Genomic DNA, 18,867 nt, shown 5'->3' on the forward strand with positions numbered 1-18,867 from the left:
CCGGTCCGCGATGGTCGCGGAGCGGGAATGACTGCGATCAGGCGCTCTGCAGGTTGACCGCGCTGGAGCGGCCCTGCTTGTCCGTTTCGATTTCGTAGGTCACGCGCTGCTCGCGGTCGAGCGTGCGCATCCCCGAAGCTTCGACGGCGCTGATGTGAACGAACGCATCGGTGCTTCCGTCCTCGGGCTGAATGAAGCCGTAGCCCTTGTCGATGTTGAAGAACTTCACGGTTCCGGTGATCATATTGATATTTCCTTCTGTGGCGGACCGCCAATCGGCCCCCATGGCTATGAGAGGCGAGAGAAGGAAAAGGAGCCGCAAAGCACCGCAGACCGACTGATGCGACTGGTAGCAATTCCTACATAGGCGTTTGCGGCGGAAAATCAATTGATTGGAGTTGGCGAGGAGACGGTCGCTTGCCCTCGACCCGCGTCCGAACCGACCGGCACCAGTTGGCTGCGGAGCGTCGCGAGGAAGCCGTCGCGCTCGGCTTCGGCATCGGCCGCGAGCTCGGCCTGCTCTTGGGCTTCGGCGGCGGCCTGGTGGGCGTCGAGCAACTCGGCTTCCTCCGGCGTGCACTCGCGCTCGTAGGCGTTGAAGCCGTCCCACGCGCGGCTCTGATAGCCGTCGAAGCCGGGCGGCGGCGGGAAGTCGGTCATCCAAGCGCCATCGTCACGCTGCCAGACACTGTCCCAGGGGTCCAAGCCGGGCGGCTCGGGGATAGGATTTTCGCTCTCGGGAAGTTGACCAAATTGACCATGCGGCGGCGATTCCAATATCGCCCGGGCGCCAGCCGCGTCGCCCTTGCCGATCAGGTCGAGATAATCGTCCCACCGGCGCATGACCGCGAGGTGCGCCGAGCCTTGCTCCTCGGCGCGGTCGCAGCGCTTGTCGAGGCGGTGAAGCACGGCGATCGACAGGCGGCCTTCGTAGCGATGGCGCTGCGCGACCACCTCGCCGTTGCGGGTGACGGTATCGGTCACGCCGTCGAGGCTTTTCTCGATTATGTCGTCGGCGAGCGGATTGCGGGCCATCAGCGCGGCGGCGTCCCAGCCGGTGGCGAACAAGGGATCGCGGTTGCGGAGCGCGTGGGCGGATTGCTTGCTGAGCCCGGTGTAAGCCAGAGCCAGGCTGACGCGCCCGGTCTCAGCCAACACCTGCAGGAACAGCTTGCGCGCGAACGGCGTCCAGCCGTCATGGCGCGTTCCTTCGGGCGCGAGGCTGGCGACGAACTCGGCCAGTGCTTCGGGGTTGGCGCGGAGGTGGTCGACGACTTCGGCGAGCGGGGTGGCTGTGGCGCGCGATTCGCGGGTCATCGCGGGTTCGTCCTCTTCGGCGTGCCCGGCTAGCTCAGGGCAGGCTCCTTCGACTTGCTCAGGACGCGTCTTCAACCAGGCGATCGGCGCGGAATGCGGGGTTGAGCAGGGACGGGGCGATGGTTGTGGTTCATCTGATTCGTAGTCCATGAACCATATTGGAACTCAGATGGCCTTTCAAACTCGTCTTTCAGTGTTACAAAAGCCTGAGGGCTCAGGGGGCTGCGTTGGTACTCATTCTTATTGGGCTTTGGCTCGGTTCGGCAATTGCCGGTTGGTTCCTATTCTGGCCTTGGCTGGCAGTGCCACTCGCTGTGATCGGCCTGTACGTGATGCGCTTCAACGCCAGATTGCGCGCAGCTCGGGAGCGGAACGGATTGCCGATAGGTGGAACAGGGTTTCCGGGAACGTCGATGGTCGGTCCGAACGTCAAACTTTTGGTCATGACGCTGGCGCAACACCTTGCGATCTTTGGGGCCGCTGCTGCCCTCCATTGGATGGTCGGCTAGGGAGGGACTGCGGTCCGTTGTGGTCATCGCTTCTAGAAACAATGGAGCGTGACCAGATCAAGCAGCTTCCCAAGCCTAAGAAAAATCGGAGCGGGAACCGGCTCGAACACGGGAGTTGTCGGTCCTGTCCGGATTGTTAGCCCGACATTCTCCACGTTCATCGTGTTCCTCTTTCCGACTGCGATCCTGAACTCGTCTTGCCATGCAAAGTCCTCGGGCTTGATGAGGACAAGCCGCTCGGGAAGTGCCCAATCCGCTCCAGGTTCCTTGCTATGCCTTCTGTACTCGACCTTACCGCAGACCACTTGTTCATAGTCGAATTGCGAGGAGGAGTTCGCGCGCATCTTCAACCGTCGCGCCAGCATCTCTGGGTCTGGTATCTCGACGCAGAAGGAACCGAATTTCTTAGCCAACTCCGCAGAGAGCTGATTGCTGGCGCAGTAGACGAAAATGTCGTTCTGATTGACGGAGGAGTTGAAGCTTCCGCCTTTCAAGGTGACGATTCGCCCATCCTCCATATTCATGACCAGACCGCCTTGCGGTGCATAGGTCAGAATGCCGTCACGCGGGTCGCCACGAACCCGTCTGCTTCCCGACCCCGAAAGTGGGAGAGTGGTTGCAGCATCAATTCGCCCTTGTTGATGAGCGCCAATGCGTGCGCTTCCCCGGTAAAATATTTGAATATCGGCACGCTGAAACCTCGGTCGGCGCTTAGCGCCCCAGCTGTGGTCACCAATGTGTCGGAATCCTCTGTCTGTCAGCAGTGTACCTAGCCGTGTAAGGATTGCTGCATGGAACTGACTGAAGACCTTCGACGCCAAATAATCGAGCAGAACGAACAGGCAGGGAAGGAGCTGTCTTATGGGCTTAGCGAAACCCTCCTGAGGAAAATCGGAGAGTGCATTCTGCTCTGGAACAAGATTGAGTTTGAGGTCGAAGCAGCCGTCGCCGTCCTGCTCATGCCTCTAAGTATTGTGGCAACCGGTAAGTTGATGAAATCATACAATTCACAACTCAAATTCGATGCCCTTCAAGCTGTATTGGACGCTCAAGGTTGGGTCGGCGGAACTACGCGAAAATTCGTCGAAGACACACTTCGGAAGATAAGACCGCTAGCGGATCAGCGAAATGAGATTGCTCACGGGAGATGGCAAATTGGTGACGCAGCCGGTCCACGAAGTTCCCGCGAGTTCTACGCGGCGAAAGGAATCGGGGAGGCCGACGTCGACAAGATTCTAACAAAGATGCGCAGCGCATACGCGCGCATCGGCGCTGCCAGGAGCTTTTTGACCATAGAGCGAAGGGCCAACTCACCGCCCAAATGAAGATTTTAGGGAGCTCTGCGCTGCTATGAGTCAGGTTAGTTGTCCGCTCGATCTGAGCGACGCAAAGGCGCTCCTTACGCGTGCCCGACGGCATTACGACGAATACAAGAAGGCCGTCCACGGCGAAGGCCTGTCTACTCTGTGGGAAATCAAAGAGTCTTTCGACAGAACATCAAACGAATGGACGTACCGCGTAATCGTCAATCGTGCGCGTTTGATCGATGCCAAACCGATCCTTTCCGATGCTGCTTCGAACATAATCTCGACCCTCGATCACGTCGTGGGAGCAATCGCTCGAAACAACGGACAGTCGCGAGACACCGGCCTCCATTTTCCGCGAGATTTGCGCGACGAGCAGTTCGCGACAGGACTGGCGAAAATCGAGGATAAGATCGGCGCCGATATGGCTGGCGTTCTGGCAGTTGCGCGGCGGAAGTTTCGACTTGAAGCGAACCATGTTCATGCCGTTCGACAAATTGCTAATTCGGGCAAACATTGGGAGCTGATGGTATGCGACGCCGGGGTCGACGCTGTAATCTTGAACGAGGACGGAAGGCAGCGCGTCTTCGAAACCCCACGGGATGCCGACAGTTACGAGTTTTATCGTGGCCCGCAGCGGATCACGAATGGGATGCACCTTTGGGTCATTCTCAAAATTGAGGGTTTGGGTCAGGACCTGCCGAACACCCCAGATAGTATTTTTGAATGCGCTTTTCGATTTGTTGACGGGATAATGACGGCGTTGGAGCACACGGCTCCGTCATAACGGCGGTGTGGTCAGCGGGCGACACTCGGCCCGTTAGGCGCTCGACCAAATTCTTGGCCGGCTGGCGGTACTCGTAGGAGCTCGGAAGCGTCACCTTCAGCATGGACCGGGGCGTCGGGTCCATGGTGGCGACCATACTTTCGTCATTCCCGCGCAAGCGGGAACCCAGCGGGTCCAAAGGCTGCGGGAGCAGTCTGCCAGCTGTTGCGGGCATCATACGCTGGGTCCCCGCTTTTGCGGGGATGACGTTTAAGATTTGAGCGGAGCGAAACCGAAATCTTCTGCCAGGTCGCGCCACTCAGGATTATCGGCTTCAATCAGCTCCAGCTTCCACGCGCGATTCCATTTCTTGATGCGCTTTTCGCGCGTGATCGCGGATTCCATCGTCGGATGTTGCTCGAACCAGACGAGCAGCTTTACGCCATAGTCGCGGGTGAAGCCGCGCACGAGGCCGTGGCGGTGCTGATGGATGCGGGCGAGGAGGGTGGAGGTTACGCCGGTGTAGATCGTGCCGTTGCGCCTGGATGCGAGCAGATAGACGCAGGGCTTAAAGTCAGCGTGCATGTTGTTTGTTTAGCTGGGTTCCCGCGTTCGCGGGAATGACGAAAAGCGGTGCTTGTTTAGCTGGGTTCCCGCTTTCGCGGGAATGACGAGTTGCTTTTGTTGCGCTGGGTTCCCGCTTTCGCGGGAATGACGAAGAAGGTCACGCATCGATCGCATCATCCTCGACCGCGCTCGCCCGGCTCTGGATAAACTCGAACCGCGGCGCCGGGTCGCGCCCCATCAGGCGCTCGACCAGGTCCTTGACCGGCTGGCGGTCTTCGTAGGCGCTGGGGAGGGTGACCTTGAGCATGGACCGGGTCGCCGGGTCCATGGTGGTTTCCTTGAGCTGGTTGGGGTTCATTTCGCCGAGGCCCTTGAAGCGCGAGACCTCGACCTTCTTGCCTTTGAACTCGGCCACTTCGAGCTCGGCGCGGTGGGCGTCGTCGCGGGCGTATAACGTCTTGGCGCCGCTGGTCAGGCGGTAGAGCGGGGGCTGGGCGAGGTAGAGGTGGCCGCGGCGGACGAGCTCGGGCATTTCCTGGAAGAAGAAGGTCATCAGCAGAGTCGCGATGTGGGCGCCGTCGACGTCGGCGTCGGTCATGATGATGATCTTCTCGTAGCGCAGCGCATCCTCGACGAATTTTTCGCGGGAGCCGCAGCCGAGCGCGAGGTTGAGGTCCGCGATCTCGCTGTTGGCGCGGATCTTGTCGGCGGTGGCGGAGGCGACGTTGAGGATCTTGCCGCGGATGGGCAAGATCGCCTGGGTCTTGCGGTTGCGCGCCTGCTTGGCCGAGCCGCCGGCGCTGTCGCCCTCGACGATGAACAGCTCGGTGCCTTCGGGGTTGTCGGATGAGCAGTCGGTGAGCTTGCCGGGGAGGCGGAGCTTGCGCGCGCTGGTCGCGGTCTTGCGCTGGACTTCGCGTTCGGCGCGGCGGCGGAGGCGCTCCTCGGCGCGCTCGACGATCGATCCGAGGAGCGCGCGGCCGCGGTCCATGTTGTCGGCGAGGTAATGGTCGAAGTGATCGCGGACCGCGGCCTCGACGAAGCGGGCCGCCTCGAGGCTGGTCAGGCGGTCCTTGGTCTGGCTCTGGAAATGCGGGTTGCGGATGAAGATCGAGAGCATCAGCTCGACGCCGTTGAAGACGTCGTCGGCGGTGATGTCCTTGGCTTTCTTGTTGCCGACGAGGTCGCCGAACGCGCGGATGCCTTTGGTCAGAGCGGCGCGCAGGCCCGCTTCGTGGGTGCCGCCGTCGGGGGTGGGGATGGTGTTGCAGTAATAGCTTTCGCTGCCGTCACTGTAGAGCGGCCAGGCGACCGCCCATTCGGCTGAGCCCTGGTCGTTTGGAAACGGCTGCTTGCCGACGAACGGCTGGTTGGTGACGGCCGGGCGGTCGCCGAGCTGCTCGGCGAGATGGTCGGCGAGGCCGTTGGCGAACTGGAAGACGGCGGTTTCGGGGACGTCGACGCTGGTCAGCGACGGATCGCAGCGCCAGCGGATCTCGACCCCGGCGAAGAGGTACGCCTTGGAGCGGGCGAGCTGGTAAATGCGCAACGGATCGAACGCCGCGTCGGCACCGAAAATCTCGGTGTCGGGGACGAAGCTGGTGCTGGTGCCGCGGCGGTTGGGCGCGGCGCCGACTTCCTCGAGCTTCGAGGTGGCGAGCCCGCGCGAGAAGGCCTGGCGGTAGAGCTTCTTGTCGCGCGCGACCTCGACCACGGTCTCGATCGACAGCGCGTTGACGACGCTGACGCCGACGCCGTGGAGGCCGCCGGACGTCGAGTACGCCTTGCCCTCGAACTTGCCGCCCGAGTGGAGGGTGGTCATGATCACTTCGAGCGCCGACTTGCCGGGATATTTGGGGTGCGGGTCGACGGGGATGCCGCGGCCGTTGTCGGTGACGGTCAGGCGATTGCCGGGGTCGAGCGTGACCTCGATGCGGGAGGCGTGGCCGGCGACCGCTTCGTCCATCGAATTGTCGATGACTTCGGCGGCGAGGTGGTGGAGAGCGCGGGCGTCGGTGCCGCCGATATACATGCCGGGGCGGCGGCGGACCGGCTCGAGCCCTTCCAGCACCTCGATCGCCGACGCATCGTAGCTGTCGGGCGACGACGGGGCGGAAGAGGAGAACAGGTCGGCCATGGGTGAGAGAGGTATATGCGCCGGATTCTCGGACTGCCAAGAAAGCGGCGGCGGTTTATCCACAGATGAGGGCGTGGTAGGTTTGCGCTGGAGGTAATCGATGAGGAAAGCTGCAATCGCAATCGGTGCGCTGTGTCTGGCGGGAACAGCGACGGCGCAGTCGGGCGGCCCGGGCGACACCGGCGGCCGGGGAACGGTGTCGCCGCCGAGCGATACCGCCTCGGACCCTCCCGGCAGCGGCGGCGGCTGGGCCCGAAAGTACGATTCTCAGGGCCGCATGGGCGAGGCGGACTACCAGCAGGAACTCGCACGGCGCATCGCCGCTGCCCAGGCGCTGGTCGGGCGGCCGCTGACCGAGCGCGACCGCGGCAAGATCCGCGCCGCGATCAGCGCCGACCTCATCGCCTGGCGCAAGCAATACGACCCGCGCCGCGCCGACTATCGCGCGATGCACGACCGCTGGCTGGTCGACGAGCAGGCGCTGTCCCCCGAAGGCTGGGCGAAGCAGCGCGTCGACTGGCTGCGCGCGCAGCAGGAGTGGATCGGCAGCGGCGGATAAGCCCAGTTTCGAGCGGACATGAAAAAGGCCCCGGAGCTAACGGACCCCGGGGCCTTTCCTGTTGCCGGCGCCTGAGGGAGGCACCGGCGCGCGCTGCCGTTACCAGCAGCGGGTCTCGGCGAAGTGGATTTCGGCGGCGGTGGTGAGGATCGCCTGGGCGACCTCCTCGGCCGACTGGCCGGGGTGAAGGCCGTCGAAGACGTTGATCTCGGGGTCGGGCATGAGCCCGAACTCGGCGGCGCTGGCGCGGGTGGTGATCTCGATCAGCTCGTATTTCATGGTCGTTCTGGTCCTGCGGGGGAAGCGGTCCCGCGCGCGCTGGGGAGGGAGGGGTTCGCGCGCCCGGGACCTTCGAGCTCAGCCGACGGTCAGCGTCGGGTTCATCCGGATCGGCCGGCTCAGGTTGAAGTAATTGGGGGAGGTTTTGATCACCGCCTGGTGGATCTCCTCGAACTGCTCGGGCGTGCCGTCGCCCGCGATGCGCACTTCGTAATCGACATCGGTGTAGCCGGCCGGAACCTCGTCGCTGAGGCCGAGGAAGGCTCGCAGGTCGAGCTTGCCGCGGGTGCGGATCTCAAGGCTGTCGAGAGTGATGCCGCGGATCGCGGCGCCGGCGACGTAGCCGACGGTGATGCAGGCGTTGAACGCCGCCATTAGCAGCTCCTGCGGGTTGGGTGCGCTGTCGGTGCCGAGCAGCTCGCACGGCTCGTCGGCGACGATCTTGTGGCGCCGCGCGATGCGGTTGCCGGCAAGGTCGTAGCCCTCGACCATCGTCTCACTGCGGGTCTGGCCGGTCCAACGGGTAACGACGTCGAAGCCGACCTGGGCCTGCCCGGCGTCTTTCTCGATCGCCTCGACGACGTCGCCGAGCGCAGCGAGGTCGAGGCCGTTGACGCGGGATTTCACGGTATCAAGCATTGAAATTACTCCTTGGGTTGATCGGGTTTCAGGCGAACAGCGGGGCGGCTTCGGCAATCCGCTCGGCGGCGCGCGGCGACAGGCCCTCGAGCGTCGCCTTGAAGCGCTCGTGGACCATGCCCGAGCCGATGTAGGTCCAGCGCGCGGCCTGATGCTGCTGGCTGATGATGTCGGCGCGGTTGGGAAGCACGCGGCCGATGATCTGCTCCAACGCATCCATGTTGAAGTGCGCCTGCTGGCACAGGCCCTCGTCGAGGAAGCTGCCGATCTCGAAGAATTCATCGATGACGCGATCGATCTTCTTGTCGCTGAGGCCGGCGCCGAGCTTTTCGACGATCAAGGTATCGAGCTTGGCGTGCTGCGCTTCCTCCATCCAGTGATGGCGCAGCAGGCTCTTGAACAACGGGTCGAGATCGCGATCGTCGCGGATCGAGCCCAAATAATGGCTCTGGCTCATCCACTCGATCATCAGGATTACGAGGCCGACCGCGAGCGGGTCATGGCTGAGCACCTTGGCGCCGATCGCTTCCGAGGGACCGATGACCCGGCACTCGACCGGGAAACCGCGGACGAAGGCGGCGTGGAAGCGCTTGAACAGATGGATGTGTTTGGCTTCCTCGGTCGCGAAGTTGAGCAGCGCCCGCACCCGCCAGTCGTCGTCATCGTGCAGCGCGGTGCGCGAGTGATCGATCAGGAACGGGAGAATGAATTCCTCGACGATCGCGAAGATCGACAGATACTGATGCGCGCTGATCTGGTTGAGGATGCGCTGCTCATCGCCGTCGAGCGAGGCGACCACCGCGGTGCGCGCCAGGCTCTCGGGCAGGAAGTGGCGCGAGAAATCCAGGTCCTGGTCCTCGCGCAGCACATCGTCGAGCATCCACTGCGCCCGCAGCGAGGTCGCCAGCGTCATCTTGTAGTTGAAGTCGTGATACACGGCCCGGACTCCTTCTATTCCTAAGAGTGAAGCAAAGCCGGCAGCACCGCGGTCGAAACCGCAGACATTCCGGAAAGAACTGCAAAGACCATCGCGACGAATTGTCGCGAACGGAGCTCGTAATTGGCGTCGGTCATCTCTTGTCACCTTCCCTTTTTTCGGATGAGTTTTCCCGTCTCGAAAAGCGCTGCTTTCCGAGGGAAAGGAATCTCTTCCGATTTGACGAAAGAGGATTTAGGCGATCACCCGATTCGGCAAAATGATTGCGCCGCCGTATAAATTGACCGAAACGCCGGAACGCACCCGCAAATGGACATTCTCGACGAGATCCTGAGCTCGCTTCGCCTGAGCGGCGGGGTCGTCATCGACGGCGAGTTCAGCGGCGACTATTGCGTGCTGGCGCAGTTCACGCCGGACCATTTCGCGCCGTTCTTTCCCGAGCCCGATGCGCTGATCAGCTATCATTACGTGCGCTCGGGAAAGATGCTGGTCGAGGTCGACGGGCAACCGCCGACGATGGTCGAGGCGGGCGGAATCGCGATCCTGCCGCGCAACGACCCCCACCTGCTGTCGAGCCGGAGCGGACTCCAGCCCGCCGATGCAAGCCAGGTCGGCTGGGTCACCGCCGACGGCGTCCATCGCGTGAAGAGCGGCACCGACGGCAGCAAGACCGAGGTGTGGTGCGGCTTCCTCGGCACCGCGAAGAGCGCCGGCCATCCGTTGCTGGACGCGCTGCCGCCCTTGCTGACGCTGAACGCCAGCGGCGGCGAAGCGCAATGGCTCGACAGCTCGATGCGCTTCCTCGCCGAGGAGCAGCCGTCGCCCGACATTGTGGCGCGTCAGGCCGAGCTGTTCCTCGCCCAGGCGGTCCGCGAATATGTCGAGCACCTGCCGCCGGGATCGGACGGCTGGTTGCGCGGGCTCGCCGACCCGGCGGTGTCGAAGGCGCTGTCGATCATCCACGAATGCTATGCCGAGGACCTCGACGTCGAGAGCCTGGCGCGCGCGGCCGGCGTGTCGCGGTCGGTGCTCGGCGAGCGCTTCGCCGAGCTGATCGGCGAGCCGCCGATGCGCTATTGCGCGCGCTGGCGGATGCGCATCGCCCAGAACCTGCTGCGCGAGACCGACCAGAACACCGCAAGCATCGCCTACGCCGTCGGCTTCGCTAGCGAGGCGGCGTTCAACCGCGCGTTCAAGCGCGAGTTCGGCGAGCCCCCGGCGAGCTGGCGGCGGCGGATGGAGGAGCAGGAGCAGGCGCTCGCCGAGCGGGCGACGCCGCAGCCCCTGCCGCCGCAGCAGGTCCGCTATTGCAATGCACGGGACGGGACGCGGCTCGCCTATTCGATCACCGGCGAGGGCCCGCCGATCGTCAAGACGGCGAACTGGCTCAACCATATCGAATATGACTGGGACAGCCCGCTGTGGCAGCACTGGATCCAGGAGTTCACGCGCTGCGGCAGCCTGGTTCGCTACGACGAGCGCGGCAACGGTCTCAGCGACTGGGACACGCCCGAATTGTCGCTCGACGCGTTCGTCGACGATTTGGCGACGGTGGTCGACAAACTGGAGCTCGCGGCGTTCGACCTGCTGGCGATCAGCCAAGGCGCGGCGGTGGCGATCGCTTATGCGGTGCGCAACCCGGACCGGGTGCGCAGGCTGGTCATCTGCAACGGCTATGCGGAAGGGTGGGCGGTGCGCGCCGATGCGGCCGAGGTCGCGCGGCGCGAGGCGATGCTGACGCTGACTCAAATGGGCTGGGGCGCGGACAACCCGGCCTATCGCCAGCTGTTCACCAACCATTATGTGCCGGGCGCGAGCCCCAAGCAGATGGGCTGGTTCAATGAAATGCAGCGGCTGTCTGCGTCGCCGGAGAATGCAGTGCGGCTGCAGCGCGCGCTGTCATTGCTCGACGTCTGCGAGCTGCTCCCGCAGGTGCGGACGCCGACGCTGGTGTTTCATTCGCGCGAGGACCAGGCGGTGCCGTTCGGCCAGGGCGAAGTGTTGGCCGGCGGAATCCCCGGCGCGGCGTTCGTGCCACTCGAAAGCCGCAACCACATATTGCTGGAGAGCGAGCCCGCGTGGCGCATGTTCAGTGACGTAACGCGCGAGTTTTTGAAGGGTTAGATGGCGGTTTGTCTGCCTTCGACCCAAAGCAGACTCGGAGCTACTGAATCTAGTAACAGAGGCCGTATGCAATTTGATCTCACGCTTGTCCTCAGCTTCTTAGAAAAGGCGTTTGTCGTCCTTTTGGCGCCTGCTGGGATTTGGTTTGGGTGGCTTCTGCAGCACAAGGACAAGGCCGAGGATCGAGCCCAACAACAACAAGAGCGGCTTCGAGATAAGGCGGAAGAAATTTATGCCGAGCTCAGCGCGGTTCAGGATGTATCCAAGGCCGCTCTCCTCCACGCCCTTCGTGATCTTCAGGGCACTCTCGAGGGGCCTCCCGGCTTTTCGCCCGACGTCAAATTTGATCGCCTTAACGCGCTGCTGTGGATGTATTTTCCAGGAGCTGAGCAGATCATGGTGAATCACACGTCTGCGATTTATGAGTCAGCCAAGAAACACTCCGAACTCTTTGCGAAGGTCCAAGGCGACCAGTCCCTCGCTGTGGAGGAAAAGCTCAAGCGCGTTAAACAGTCGACGCTCGATCAGGCTAAGGCGAATCAGGCACTAACAACTGAAACCGTAGCCAAGCTCACTATGTTTATGAATCAAGAGGTCAAGAAGTTGCTGTAGTCGCGCGCCGCGCCGCTCACGCAGCGGCGTCGTAATGTCAGCTTTCCACCCATTTCAGACGTTGGGTCGCAGCCGTCACGCGAGTGAATCACGTGACGTCGATCATACCCCCTCCACCATCGAATCTTCGTTCGACGGTCCCCCTCCCCACCGCTGCGCGATAGGGAGGAGCTTAAGCGCTAACGAACCCTTGGCCCGCCGAACGGGAGCGGTGGCGGCGGGCGGCGGTCTCGGCGGGGGAGCTGGGCCTGGTAGGCGACGCCGCAATGCTGGACGCAATAAGGGAAGCCGGGGTTCGATTGTTGCCCGCAGAAATGGAAGTCGGGCTCGCCGGGGTGGCCCATCGGCCACTTGCAGATGCGGTCGTTGAGATCGAGCAGGCTGGTCTTGTCGGCGACCTCGGGGCTCGGCTTGGCCGGTATCAGGCGGCGCGGCGGCGCGGGCGGGATCGGCGGCTGCTGATCGCCGGGGCCCTGGCGGATGAAGCCGCCGGGGCCAATCGAGCGATATTGCAGCTCCTGCGTCGGGCGTTGCGGCGACGGCGCGCTGCCGGGAGCGCCCGATGCTGCGGCTGAATTGGCGCGAGGCGCGGGCGAATCGGCCTTGGCCGCGGGCTTTGACGCGGCGGGAGCCGGGGCGGGCGCAGCCTTCGCCTTGGCTTCCTTCTCCTCGCCCGGCTTGACCGGCGAGGGACGCTGCTCGAGGCCGAGGCGGTGCGCCTTGCCGATCACGGCATTGCGGCTGACTCCGCCGAGCTCGTCGGCGATCTGGCTGGCAGTGGCGCCATCGTGCCACATCTTTTTCAGGCGCTCGATGCGCTCTTCGGTCCACGACATCGTTAAATATTGCTCCAAACTTGCCGGGTCACTTCCCAGCCGATAGGCGCCTCACCCGTGAACGACCAAGCTCGCCACTGGATGCGCCACGAACCGGGCGTACCGCAGCTTAAAGGCGTAAATTGGGGAGGCCTCAAGACCCTCTATATCAAGGAGGTGCGCCGGTTCTTCAAGGTCCAGATGCAGACCGTGTGGGCGCCGGCGATCACGACCCTGCTGTATCTTGCGATCTTCACCATCGCGCTGGGGCGCGGCGGGCGCACCGTGATGGGCGTGCCGTTCGCCAATTTCCTGGCGCCGGGCCTGATCGTGATGGCGATGATCCAGAACGCCTTCGCCAACTCGAGCTTCTCGCTGCTGGTCGGCAAGATCCAGGGCAATATCGTCGACTATCTGATGCCGCCGCTGTCGACCGGCGAGCTGATCGCCGGGCTGGTCGGAGCGTCGGTGACGCGCGCGGTCCTGGTCGGCTGCGCGGTGTGGCTGGCGATGCTGCTGTGGCCCGGCGTGTCGGTCAGCGTCCACAATCCGGCTCTGGTGATCTGGTTCGGGCTGATGGGCTCGCTGCTGCTGGCGTTCCTCGGGCTGTTGACCTCGATCTGGGCGGAGAAGTTCGACCATGCCGCCGCGGTGACCAACTTCGTCGTCACCCCGCTGTCGCTACTGAGCGGCACCTTCTATTCGGTCCACCAGCTCGCGCCCAAGTTCCAGGCGGTGAGTCATGCCAATCCGTTCTTCTATGTGATCTCGGGCTTTCGCGCCGGCTTCCTCGGCGTCAGCGATTCGCCGCTGATGGTCGGCGGGATCGCGCTGTTGGCGGTGAACGTCGCGCTGTGGGCGCTGTGCTACGCGCTGCTGAAGAGCGGATGGAAGATCAAGAACTAAATTTGGCGGGGGCTTTGATGATAGATCTGTTGCTACCGATGTTCGTGCTTCTCCTGTTCACGATCATCATTCTCGCGATCATTCGACTGCTTGAGACGGCGGTTCTGAGCCGACTGATCAAGTCCGCTCTCCGCGACCATCCGGAGAGCGTCCCGGGTCTGGTCGCCAAAATAGGAGAGCGCCGTCCCCAAACCGAAGAAATCTATGGCTGGGTCTTGGTTGCCCTCGCGGTCGGCCTGGTCGCCTACTCGGGCTTAGGTGGCGGCACCGAGTCGATTGAAGTTGCGAAAATCGCGATCGTCCCGGCGATCGTCGGATGTGCGATCATCGCATATGATCGACTGCGGTTGCGTCGGATGAAAGGTATCTGACAACGCAGGGTTCTATGGCGTTAATGTTGTTGAACGGCGGATAACGCGGGCGTTCAGCCGTGCCTCAAGCGACTCGGCGCACTCTCTCCCGCATGATGATGAGACCGATTTCAATTCTGGCGCTCGCCGCCGCGCTTGCCGCCGCGGCCCCCGCCGTCGCGCAGAACCGGGCGGAGCCGCCGGCGCGCGCCCTCCATCGCAATAGCGCCGCCAACTCCCTCAGCGCCCGGATCGCCAGCGTGAACGCGCGGATCGCGATGCTTCGCGACGAGCAGCTGATCAGCTCTGAAGAAGCGCTCGACCTTCGCGACCAGTCGCGCAGCCTCACTCGGCGGCTGCATGGCATGAGCAGCCGCGACCTGCGCGACCTCGAATACAGCCTCGATCGCATCGAAAGCCGGGTGCGCTACGCCATGGACGATGCCCGCTGGGGCCATCACGTCGAGGGCGGGCCGCGCCATGTCGACGGCGACCGCGACCGCTACGAGGTGGACCGCCACGACAGCGATTACGAACATTTCGACCGCTACACGGGCTCGTCCGTCGACCGCTGGCATGACCCGTTCGATCGCGGCGAGCCGCGGTGAGATCACATTAGTTCAACCAAGGAGAGTCGTAATGCGTAAGTTGGTGATTGCTCTTGCTGCCGCTGGTTCGGCTCTCGCGTTCGCGAGCCCGGCCTCGGCCCAATATTATCCGCAGCCCCAGCAGCCCTATGGGTATGGCGGCCAGGCCTATGGCTACAACGGCTACGGCAACAACGGCTTCGGCCAGGTCCAGCAGCTACAGCAGCGGATCGACGCGCTGCAGAACCGCATCCGCTGGATGGACCGCGGCAACGGCCGCGGCCATTCCGCCAAGGGGCTGAAGGAGGAAGCGCGAAGTCTCGAGAAGCAGATCCGCAAATCCTCGCGCTATGGTCTCAACCCCTATGAGCTGAACGAGATCCAGGCCCGGCTGGCCCGGCTCGAGCAGCGCGTCCAGTTCGCCGGCAACGCCCGCTACGGCCGCGGCAGCTATAACGGCAATAACGGCTATAACGGCAACAACGGCGGCTATTACGGCGACCGCGACCGTGACGGCCGCGACGATCGCTACGAAGACGATCAGGGCCACGACCGCGACGACTGAACGGCAGCCGACCGGCGCGTTCAGCACCCAAACAAGGCTCGTGCGTTAGAACCTCCCACAATCGCTCAACAAGGAGAGCCAATATGCGTAAGTTCCTGATCCCGATCGTCGCCGCCGGCTCGGCGCTGGCGTTCGCTGTACCGGCCTCGGCCCAGTGGGCTCCGCCGGTCTACAACTACCAGCCGTACAGCTACGGCAATGCGTTCAGCTTCCACAATTTCGCGAATTCGATGCAGCAGCGCGTGGAGCGCATCCGCAACGATGTTCGCGTGATGCAAAGCCGGCGCATCCTGTCGTTCAGCGAGGCGCGCAGCCTCGACCAGCAGGCCAACAACCTGCAGCGTCGGATCTTCCGCGCCTCGCGCAATGGCATCCAGCGCAACGAGGCCCGGCGCCTCGAGCGGGAAATCCGCAACCTGGAAATCCGCGTGCAGCGCGAAGCACGCGACTGGAACAACCGTCCGGGCCGTCGCCGCTACTAAGCGGTCCCGAACGGCTCCAAGAGAAGGCGCGCCGGGCAACCGGCGCGCCTTTTACTTTGGCAAGGCCGCTGGCTATAGCGCCGCCCATCTGCGGCCGGGGGGCCGCACCCAACATCGCCCAGGAGCCGTACTGCAATGGCCATCACGCCGCTCATGCCCGTCTATCCCCGTTCGCCGGTCCGCCCGGTCCGCGGCGAGGGGGTCTATCTCTACGGCGAGCAGGGCGAGAAGTACCTCGACTTCGCGGCGGGCATCGCGGTCAATATTCTGGGCCACGGCCATCCACACCTGACCAAGGCGATCCAGGACCAGGCGGCGACGCTGATGCACGTCTCCAACCTCTACGGGTCGCCGCAGGGCGAGGCGTTCGCCAAGCGCCTGTGCGATCTGACCTTCGCCGACACGGTGTTCTTCACCAACTCGGGGGTCGAGGCGATCGAGTGCGCGATCAAGACCGCGCGCCGCTACCATTACGCCAAGGGCAACCCCCACAAGCATGACCTGATCAGCTTTTCGAACGCCTTTCACGGCCGCTCGATGGCGGCGGTCAGCGCGACCGACCAGGCCAAGATGATCGACGGCTTCGCGCCGCTCCTCCCGGGCTTCAAGGTGGTACCGTTCGACGATCTCGACGCGGCGCTGGCTGCGATCGACGACAACACGGCCGGGTTCTTGCTCGAGCCGATCCAAGGCGAGGGCGGCATCCGCCCGGCGAGCCACGAATTCCTCGCCGGCCTGCGCGCGGCGTGCGACGAGCACGACCTGATGCTGGTGTTCGACGAAGTGCAGTGCGGAGTCGCGCGTTCGGGGCAGCTCTACGCCTATCAGCATTACGGCGTGACGCCCGACATCATGGCGTCAGCCAAGGGCATCGGCGGCGGCTTCCCGATGGGCGCTTGCCTCGCCAGGGAGAAAGCGGCGGCGGGGATGGTCATCGGCACCCACGGCTCGACCTATGGCGGCAACCCGCTGGCGATGGCCGCCGGGCAGGCGGTGTTCGACATTGTCGCCGACGAGGAGTTCCTGGCCGAGGTGCGGCAGAAGGGCGAGCGGCTGCGCTCGGCGCTCGAGCAGATGATTCCCAATCACGACCATCTGTTCGACAGCGTCCGCGGGGTCGGCCTGATGCTCGGCATCAAGATGAAGTCCGAGAGCCGCGCGTTCGTGAACTACCTCAGGACGCGCGGACTGCTGACGGTTGCCGCCGGCGACAACGTCATGCGCGTGCTGCCCCCGCTCACCATCACCGAGGAACATATCCGCGAGTTCGTCGAGGCATTGTCGGCGGCGGCCGCGGAATATGAGGTGCCGGCCGCGGCGGCTTAAGGCCGCGACTCGGTCGGTGGGCGAACGTCGCTCGCGGCCAAGAACTCGCTGCTCCGGGCAACACTTACATTGCGAGATTTGCTCGGCGTTGGGCTTCAACGGCGAACAAGGTTCCCGCGGGCCAGGTTTTCAAGATTAGCGGCGAGCTTTTCGCGATCGCTTCCTTCCCTTCCTGCTTTCGTCCGGCGCGAATAAGGCATTCGCCTCTCACATTGTCGACCCAGGCCGACCACGAACGGTCGGGATAGTCGGCGCGCGTGACTGGCGCAGCCTCGTCGAGAAGCTTGAGTCCCTCGGCCGTCCGGCCGGTCGAACACATCAGCTGCGCGAAGTCAGCGAGGGTCGGGCCAAGGCTGGGATGCTTGTTCTTGCGAGCAATGGCGATCGCCTTGCCGAACAGCGTCTCGGCCTCGCGTAGCCTCCCGGTGTGGCTGCGGACGATGGCGAGGTTTGAATAAGGGAAGGCCATGTTGGCGCTGCCCTCGCCGCGCTCCCGCTCGCCGACCGCGACGGCGTGCTCGAGCAGCGGCGCTGCATCCTTATACCGCCGTTGCTCCAGCAGGACACGCGCGAGGTTATTCATTGTCGCTGCGGAATCCGGATGATCTGGCCCGAGGACTTTCCGGTCGATTGCGAGATTGCCAGCGAAATAGCGCTCGGCGGCTGGTAGATCGTGGCGCATGTATGCGATCTGGCCGAGCAAGCTGAGATTGTCGCCGACACCCGGGCTCAGCGCCCCTTGGGAGTCGCGCCGGAGTTTGAGCGCTTCGAGGATGAACGGCTTAGCCTGCTCGAGATTGCCCTGGTAGAATTGGTTCTGCCCCAGCGCTTCGAGATCGTAGGCGACATAGACGGGATCGTCCCGCGTGCGGTCGATGCGAAGCGCCTGTCTAAAGGTCTGGTCCGCTTCTCTATACTTTTCCTGATTGGACAAGCTTAGCCCAAGACCGACAAGGATCAGAGATCGGGTGGACGCGCTGGCGTTGCCGGCCTGCGCCCACGCTTTCCTGAAGGTCCCCTCTGCCATTTCATATTCGGCCAACCGAACCTGTGATTGTCCAAGCGCATTCAGTTGGCGGGCGAGCGTGGCCGGTTCGCCGTGGCGGATGGCGAAAGTGCGGCGGACAAGCGCATCGCTCTGGCGGTAAAGACCGAGCGCGCCGTAGACGTCGGCCAGGGTCACGCCGAGCTCGGCCTTGACCATCGGTTCGCGATTTAGCTCCGGGGAATCGAGCTTCGCCACGCCACGGTCAACGATTTCGCGCGCGGTAATCGATGCACCGCTCGCATCCTCGGGATCGGCCTGCTTGAACATGTCTTTCACGAAGCCGAGCGTCCGTTCCGCCGTGATCGTCCGCTTTTCCGCGAGCTGGCGTTGCTGAACAGCCTCGGCACGCGAGATGAAAGCGAAGATCGTGAGGCCGGCCATTACAAGGAATCCGACCGAGGCTGCGACCGCGATCGCCGCGAGGCGCTTCTGCCGGCGCGCGGCTTCGCGCTGGCGTAACTCATCGTATGGGACGCCGAGGATTCCAGCGAGAATCTTGAGCTTCGCCGCCTGCCTACCGTCGCCTTCCTTCCGCACATCCGCTGCCAGCGGCTCCGGCGCGCCGTCCCGCACCAGCGCCGGTGGCAGGCATTCGCGCTCCGGATCTCGCGAATGCGGTTCCCCGGCCACGATGATCAGCCGGATGAATTTTTCGCGCCCGGCGGCGACAAACGTCTTGATCTCCTCGTCGACCCATTTCGACCGCGCCGAATTGGGCGAGCAGACAACGATGAGGAAGGCCGACTCGGCGAGTGCTTCCTTGACTGACGTGGCTAAATCGGACGAGGTCGCCAGCTCATCGCGGTCGCGGAAGACTGGCGGAAGTCGATTGCCGATTTTCCCCCACGACGCCGGGCGGCCCCACAGCCGCTTCGGTACGCTGTAGCGTTCCAGCGCCCGGTGCAGCCAGACCGCCCAGTCGCGGTCGCGATGATTGTAGCTGATGAACGCACTGTACCGCATCGCCCCCGACGCTCCCTGCCGTTCGAGGCGCATAAGTAGCGTTAAACCATTGACAGTGATACCGGTTCTTAACGA

Annotated in this window: 22 protein-coding genes; 12 read left to right on the forward strand and 10 right to left on the reverse strand. The window is 63.6% G+C overall.

Going from position 1 to position 18,867, the window contains the following annotated elements; all coding sequences use genetic code 11:
* Positions 1–37 precede the first annotated feature (37 nt).
* On the reverse strand, positions 38–244 hold the full coding sequence (locus tag N539_RS0111200; RefSeq protein ID WP_028970325.1) for a cold-shock protein: 207 nt from the start codon (positions 242–244) through the stop codon (positions 38–40).
* A gap of 140 nt (positions 245–384) precedes the next feature.
* Positions 385–1,317, reverse strand: coding sequence for a hypothetical protein (locus tag N539_RS0111205; RefSeq protein WP_156029902.1), 933 nt, complete (start codon positions 1,315–1,317; stop codon positions 385–387).
* 227 nt (positions 1,318–1,544) lie between these two features.
* Between N539_RS0111205 and N539_RS18600 the strand changes: the two genes are divergently transcribed.
* On the forward strand, positions 1,545–1,826 hold the full coding sequence (locus tag N539_RS18600) for a hypothetical protein (protein ID WP_156029903.1): 282 nt from the start codon (positions 1,545–1,547) through the stop codon (positions 1,824–1,826).
* 32 nt (positions 1,827–1,858) lie between these two features.
* Here the strand turns inward: N539_RS18600 and N539_RS0111215 are convergent, their stop codons facing one another.
* Positions 1,859–2,350, reverse strand: coding sequence for a hypothetical protein (locus tag N539_RS0111215; RefSeq protein ID WP_028970327.1), 492 nt, complete (start codon positions 2,348–2,350; stop codon positions 1,859–1,861).
* A gap of 267 nt (positions 2,351–2,617) precedes the next feature.
* On the opposite strand from N539_RS0111215, the gene N539_RS0111225 reads away from it, so the two are divergent.
* On the forward strand, positions 2,618–3,151 hold the full coding sequence (locus N539_RS0111225) for a hypothetical protein (RefSeq protein ID WP_028970329.1): 534 nt from the start codon (positions 2,618–2,620) through the stop codon (positions 3,149–3,151).
* A gap of 25 nt (positions 3,152–3,176) precedes the next feature.
* A complete protein-coding gene (locus tag N539_RS18605) occupies positions 3,177–3,917 on the forward strand; it encodes a hypothetical protein (protein WP_156029904.1) in 741 nt (246 codons plus the stop codon).
* 249 nt (positions 3,918–4,166) lie between these two features.
* Here N539_RS18605 and N539_RS0111240 read toward each other — a convergent pair whose 3' ends face one another.
* Together N539_RS0111240 and parE are read right to left on the reverse strand one after the other, a co-directional pair.
* Entirely contained in the window at positions 4,167–4,481 is a 315-nt protein-coding gene (locus N539_RS0111240; protein WP_028970332.1) for a GIY-YIG nuclease family protein, read from the reverse strand.
* Positions 4,482–4,620: 139 nt separating this feature from the next.
* Positions 4,621–6,600: a DNA topoisomerase IV subunit B gene (gene parE, locus N539_RS0111245; RefSeq protein ID WP_028970333.1), complete on the reverse strand. Its 1,980-nt coding sequence runs from the start codon at positions 6,598–6,600 to the stop codon at positions 4,621–4,623.
* Between the two features lie 100 nt (positions 6,601–6,700).
* Between parE and N539_RS0111250 the strand changes: the two genes are divergently transcribed.
* Positions 6,701–7,159, forward strand: a complete 459-nt coding sequence (locus N539_RS0111250; protein ID WP_028970334.1) for a hypothetical protein — start codon at positions 6,701–6,703, stop codon at positions 7,157–7,159.
* 99 nt (positions 7,160–7,258) lie between these two features.
* Here the strand turns inward: N539_RS0111250 and N539_RS0111255 are convergent, their stop codons facing one another.
* From N539_RS0111255 to N539_RS16795, 3 genes are all read right to left on the reverse strand, one after another.
* On the reverse strand, positions 7,259–7,438 hold the full coding sequence (locus N539_RS0111255; protein WP_028970335.1) for a hypothetical protein: 180 nt from the start codon (positions 7,436–7,438) through the stop codon (positions 7,259–7,261).
* Between the two features lie 78 nt (positions 7,439–7,516).
* A complete protein-coding gene (locus N539_RS0111260; protein WP_156029905.1) occupies positions 7,517–8,077 on the reverse strand; it encodes an OsmC family protein in 561 nt (186 codons plus the stop codon).
* Positions 8,078–8,105: 28 nt separating this feature from the next.
* Positions 8,106–9,014: a diiron oxygenase gene (locus N539_RS16795; RefSeq protein ID WP_051531758.1), complete on the reverse strand. Its 909-nt coding sequence runs from the start codon at positions 9,012–9,014 to the stop codon at positions 8,106–8,108.
* Between the two features lie 309 nt (positions 9,015–9,323).
* Here N539_RS16795 and N539_RS17895 point away from each other — a divergent pair, with 309 nt between their 5' ends.
* Together N539_RS17895 and N539_RS0111275 are read left to right on the forward strand one after the other, a co-directional pair.
* Positions 9,324–11,138, forward strand: coding sequence for an alpha/beta fold hydrolase (locus tag N539_RS17895; protein WP_051531759.1), 1,815 nt, complete (start codon positions 9,324–9,326; stop codon positions 11,136–11,138).
* A 66-nt stretch (positions 11,139–11,204) separates the two neighbouring features.
* The gene (locus N539_RS0111275; protein ID WP_028970337.1) at positions 11,205–11,750 is read left to right on the forward strand and encodes a hypothetical protein; all 546 of its coding nucleotides are present in this window, start codon (positions 11,205–11,207) and stop codon (positions 11,748–11,750) included.
* Positions 11,751–11,929: 179 nt separating this feature from the next.
* On the opposite strand, the gene N539_RS0111280 is transcribed toward N539_RS0111275, so the two are convergent.
* On the reverse strand, positions 11,930–12,586 hold the full coding sequence (locus N539_RS0111280) for a GcrA family cell cycle regulator (RefSeq protein ID WP_028970338.1): 657 nt from the start codon (positions 12,584–12,586) through the stop codon (positions 11,930–11,932).
* A gap of 81 nt (positions 12,587–12,667) precedes the next feature.
* Between N539_RS0111280 and N539_RS0111285 the strand changes: the two genes are divergently transcribed.
* The 6 genes from N539_RS0111285 to N539_RS0111310 all read left to right on the forward strand — a co-directional run bounded on the left by N539_RS0111285 (position 12,668) and on the right by N539_RS0111310 (position 16,781).
* Positions 12,668–13,471 (forward strand): ABC transporter permease, encoded by an 804-nt coding sequence (locus tag N539_RS0111285; protein ID WP_037552897.1) that lies wholly within the window; start codon positions 12,668–12,670, stop codon positions 13,469–13,471.
* Positions 13,453–13,842: a hypothetical protein gene (locus tag N539_RS0111290; protein WP_156029906.1), complete on the forward strand. Its 390-nt coding sequence runs from the start codon at positions 13,453–13,455 to the stop codon at positions 13,840–13,842. The genes N539_RS0111285 and N539_RS0111290 overlap by 19 nt, the downstream gene beginning before the upstream one ends.
* 92 nt (positions 13,843–13,934) lie before the next feature.
* Positions 13,935–14,429 (forward strand): hypothetical protein, encoded by a 495-nt coding sequence (locus N539_RS0111295; protein WP_028970341.1) that lies wholly within the window; start codon positions 13,935–13,937, stop codon positions 14,427–14,429.
* Positions 14,430–14,460: 31 nt separating this feature from the next.
* The gene (locus tag N539_RS0111300) at positions 14,461–14,973 is read left to right on the forward strand and encodes a hypothetical protein (protein WP_037552751.1); all 513 of its coding nucleotides are present in this window, start codon (positions 14,461–14,463) and stop codon (positions 14,971–14,973) included.
* 83 nt (positions 14,974–15,056) lie between these two features.
* The gene (locus tag N539_RS0111305) at positions 15,057–15,455 is read left to right on the forward strand and encodes a hypothetical protein (RefSeq protein ID WP_028970343.1); all 399 of its coding nucleotides are present in this window, start codon (positions 15,057–15,059) and stop codon (positions 15,453–15,455) included.
* Between the two features lie 135 nt (positions 15,456–15,590).
* A complete protein-coding gene (locus N539_RS0111310) occupies positions 15,591–16,781 on the forward strand; it encodes an aspartate aminotransferase family protein (RefSeq protein WP_028970344.1) in 1,191 nt (396 codons plus the stop codon).
* A 64-nt stretch (positions 16,782–16,845) separates the two neighbouring features.
* On the opposite strand, the gene N539_RS17900 is transcribed toward N539_RS0111310, so the two are convergent.
* Complete coding sequence (locus N539_RS17900; RefSeq protein WP_051531760.1) at positions 16,846–18,792, reverse strand: tetratricopeptide repeat protein; 1,947 nt, start codon at positions 18,790–18,792, stop codon at positions 16,846–16,848.
* Positions 18,793–18,867 lie beyond the last annotated feature (75 nt).

Source organism: Sphingomonas sp. URHD0057 (genome assembly GCF_000620665.1).
GTDB lineage: Bacteria > Pseudomonadota > Alphaproteobacteria > Sphingomonadales > Sphingomonadaceae > Sphingomicrobium.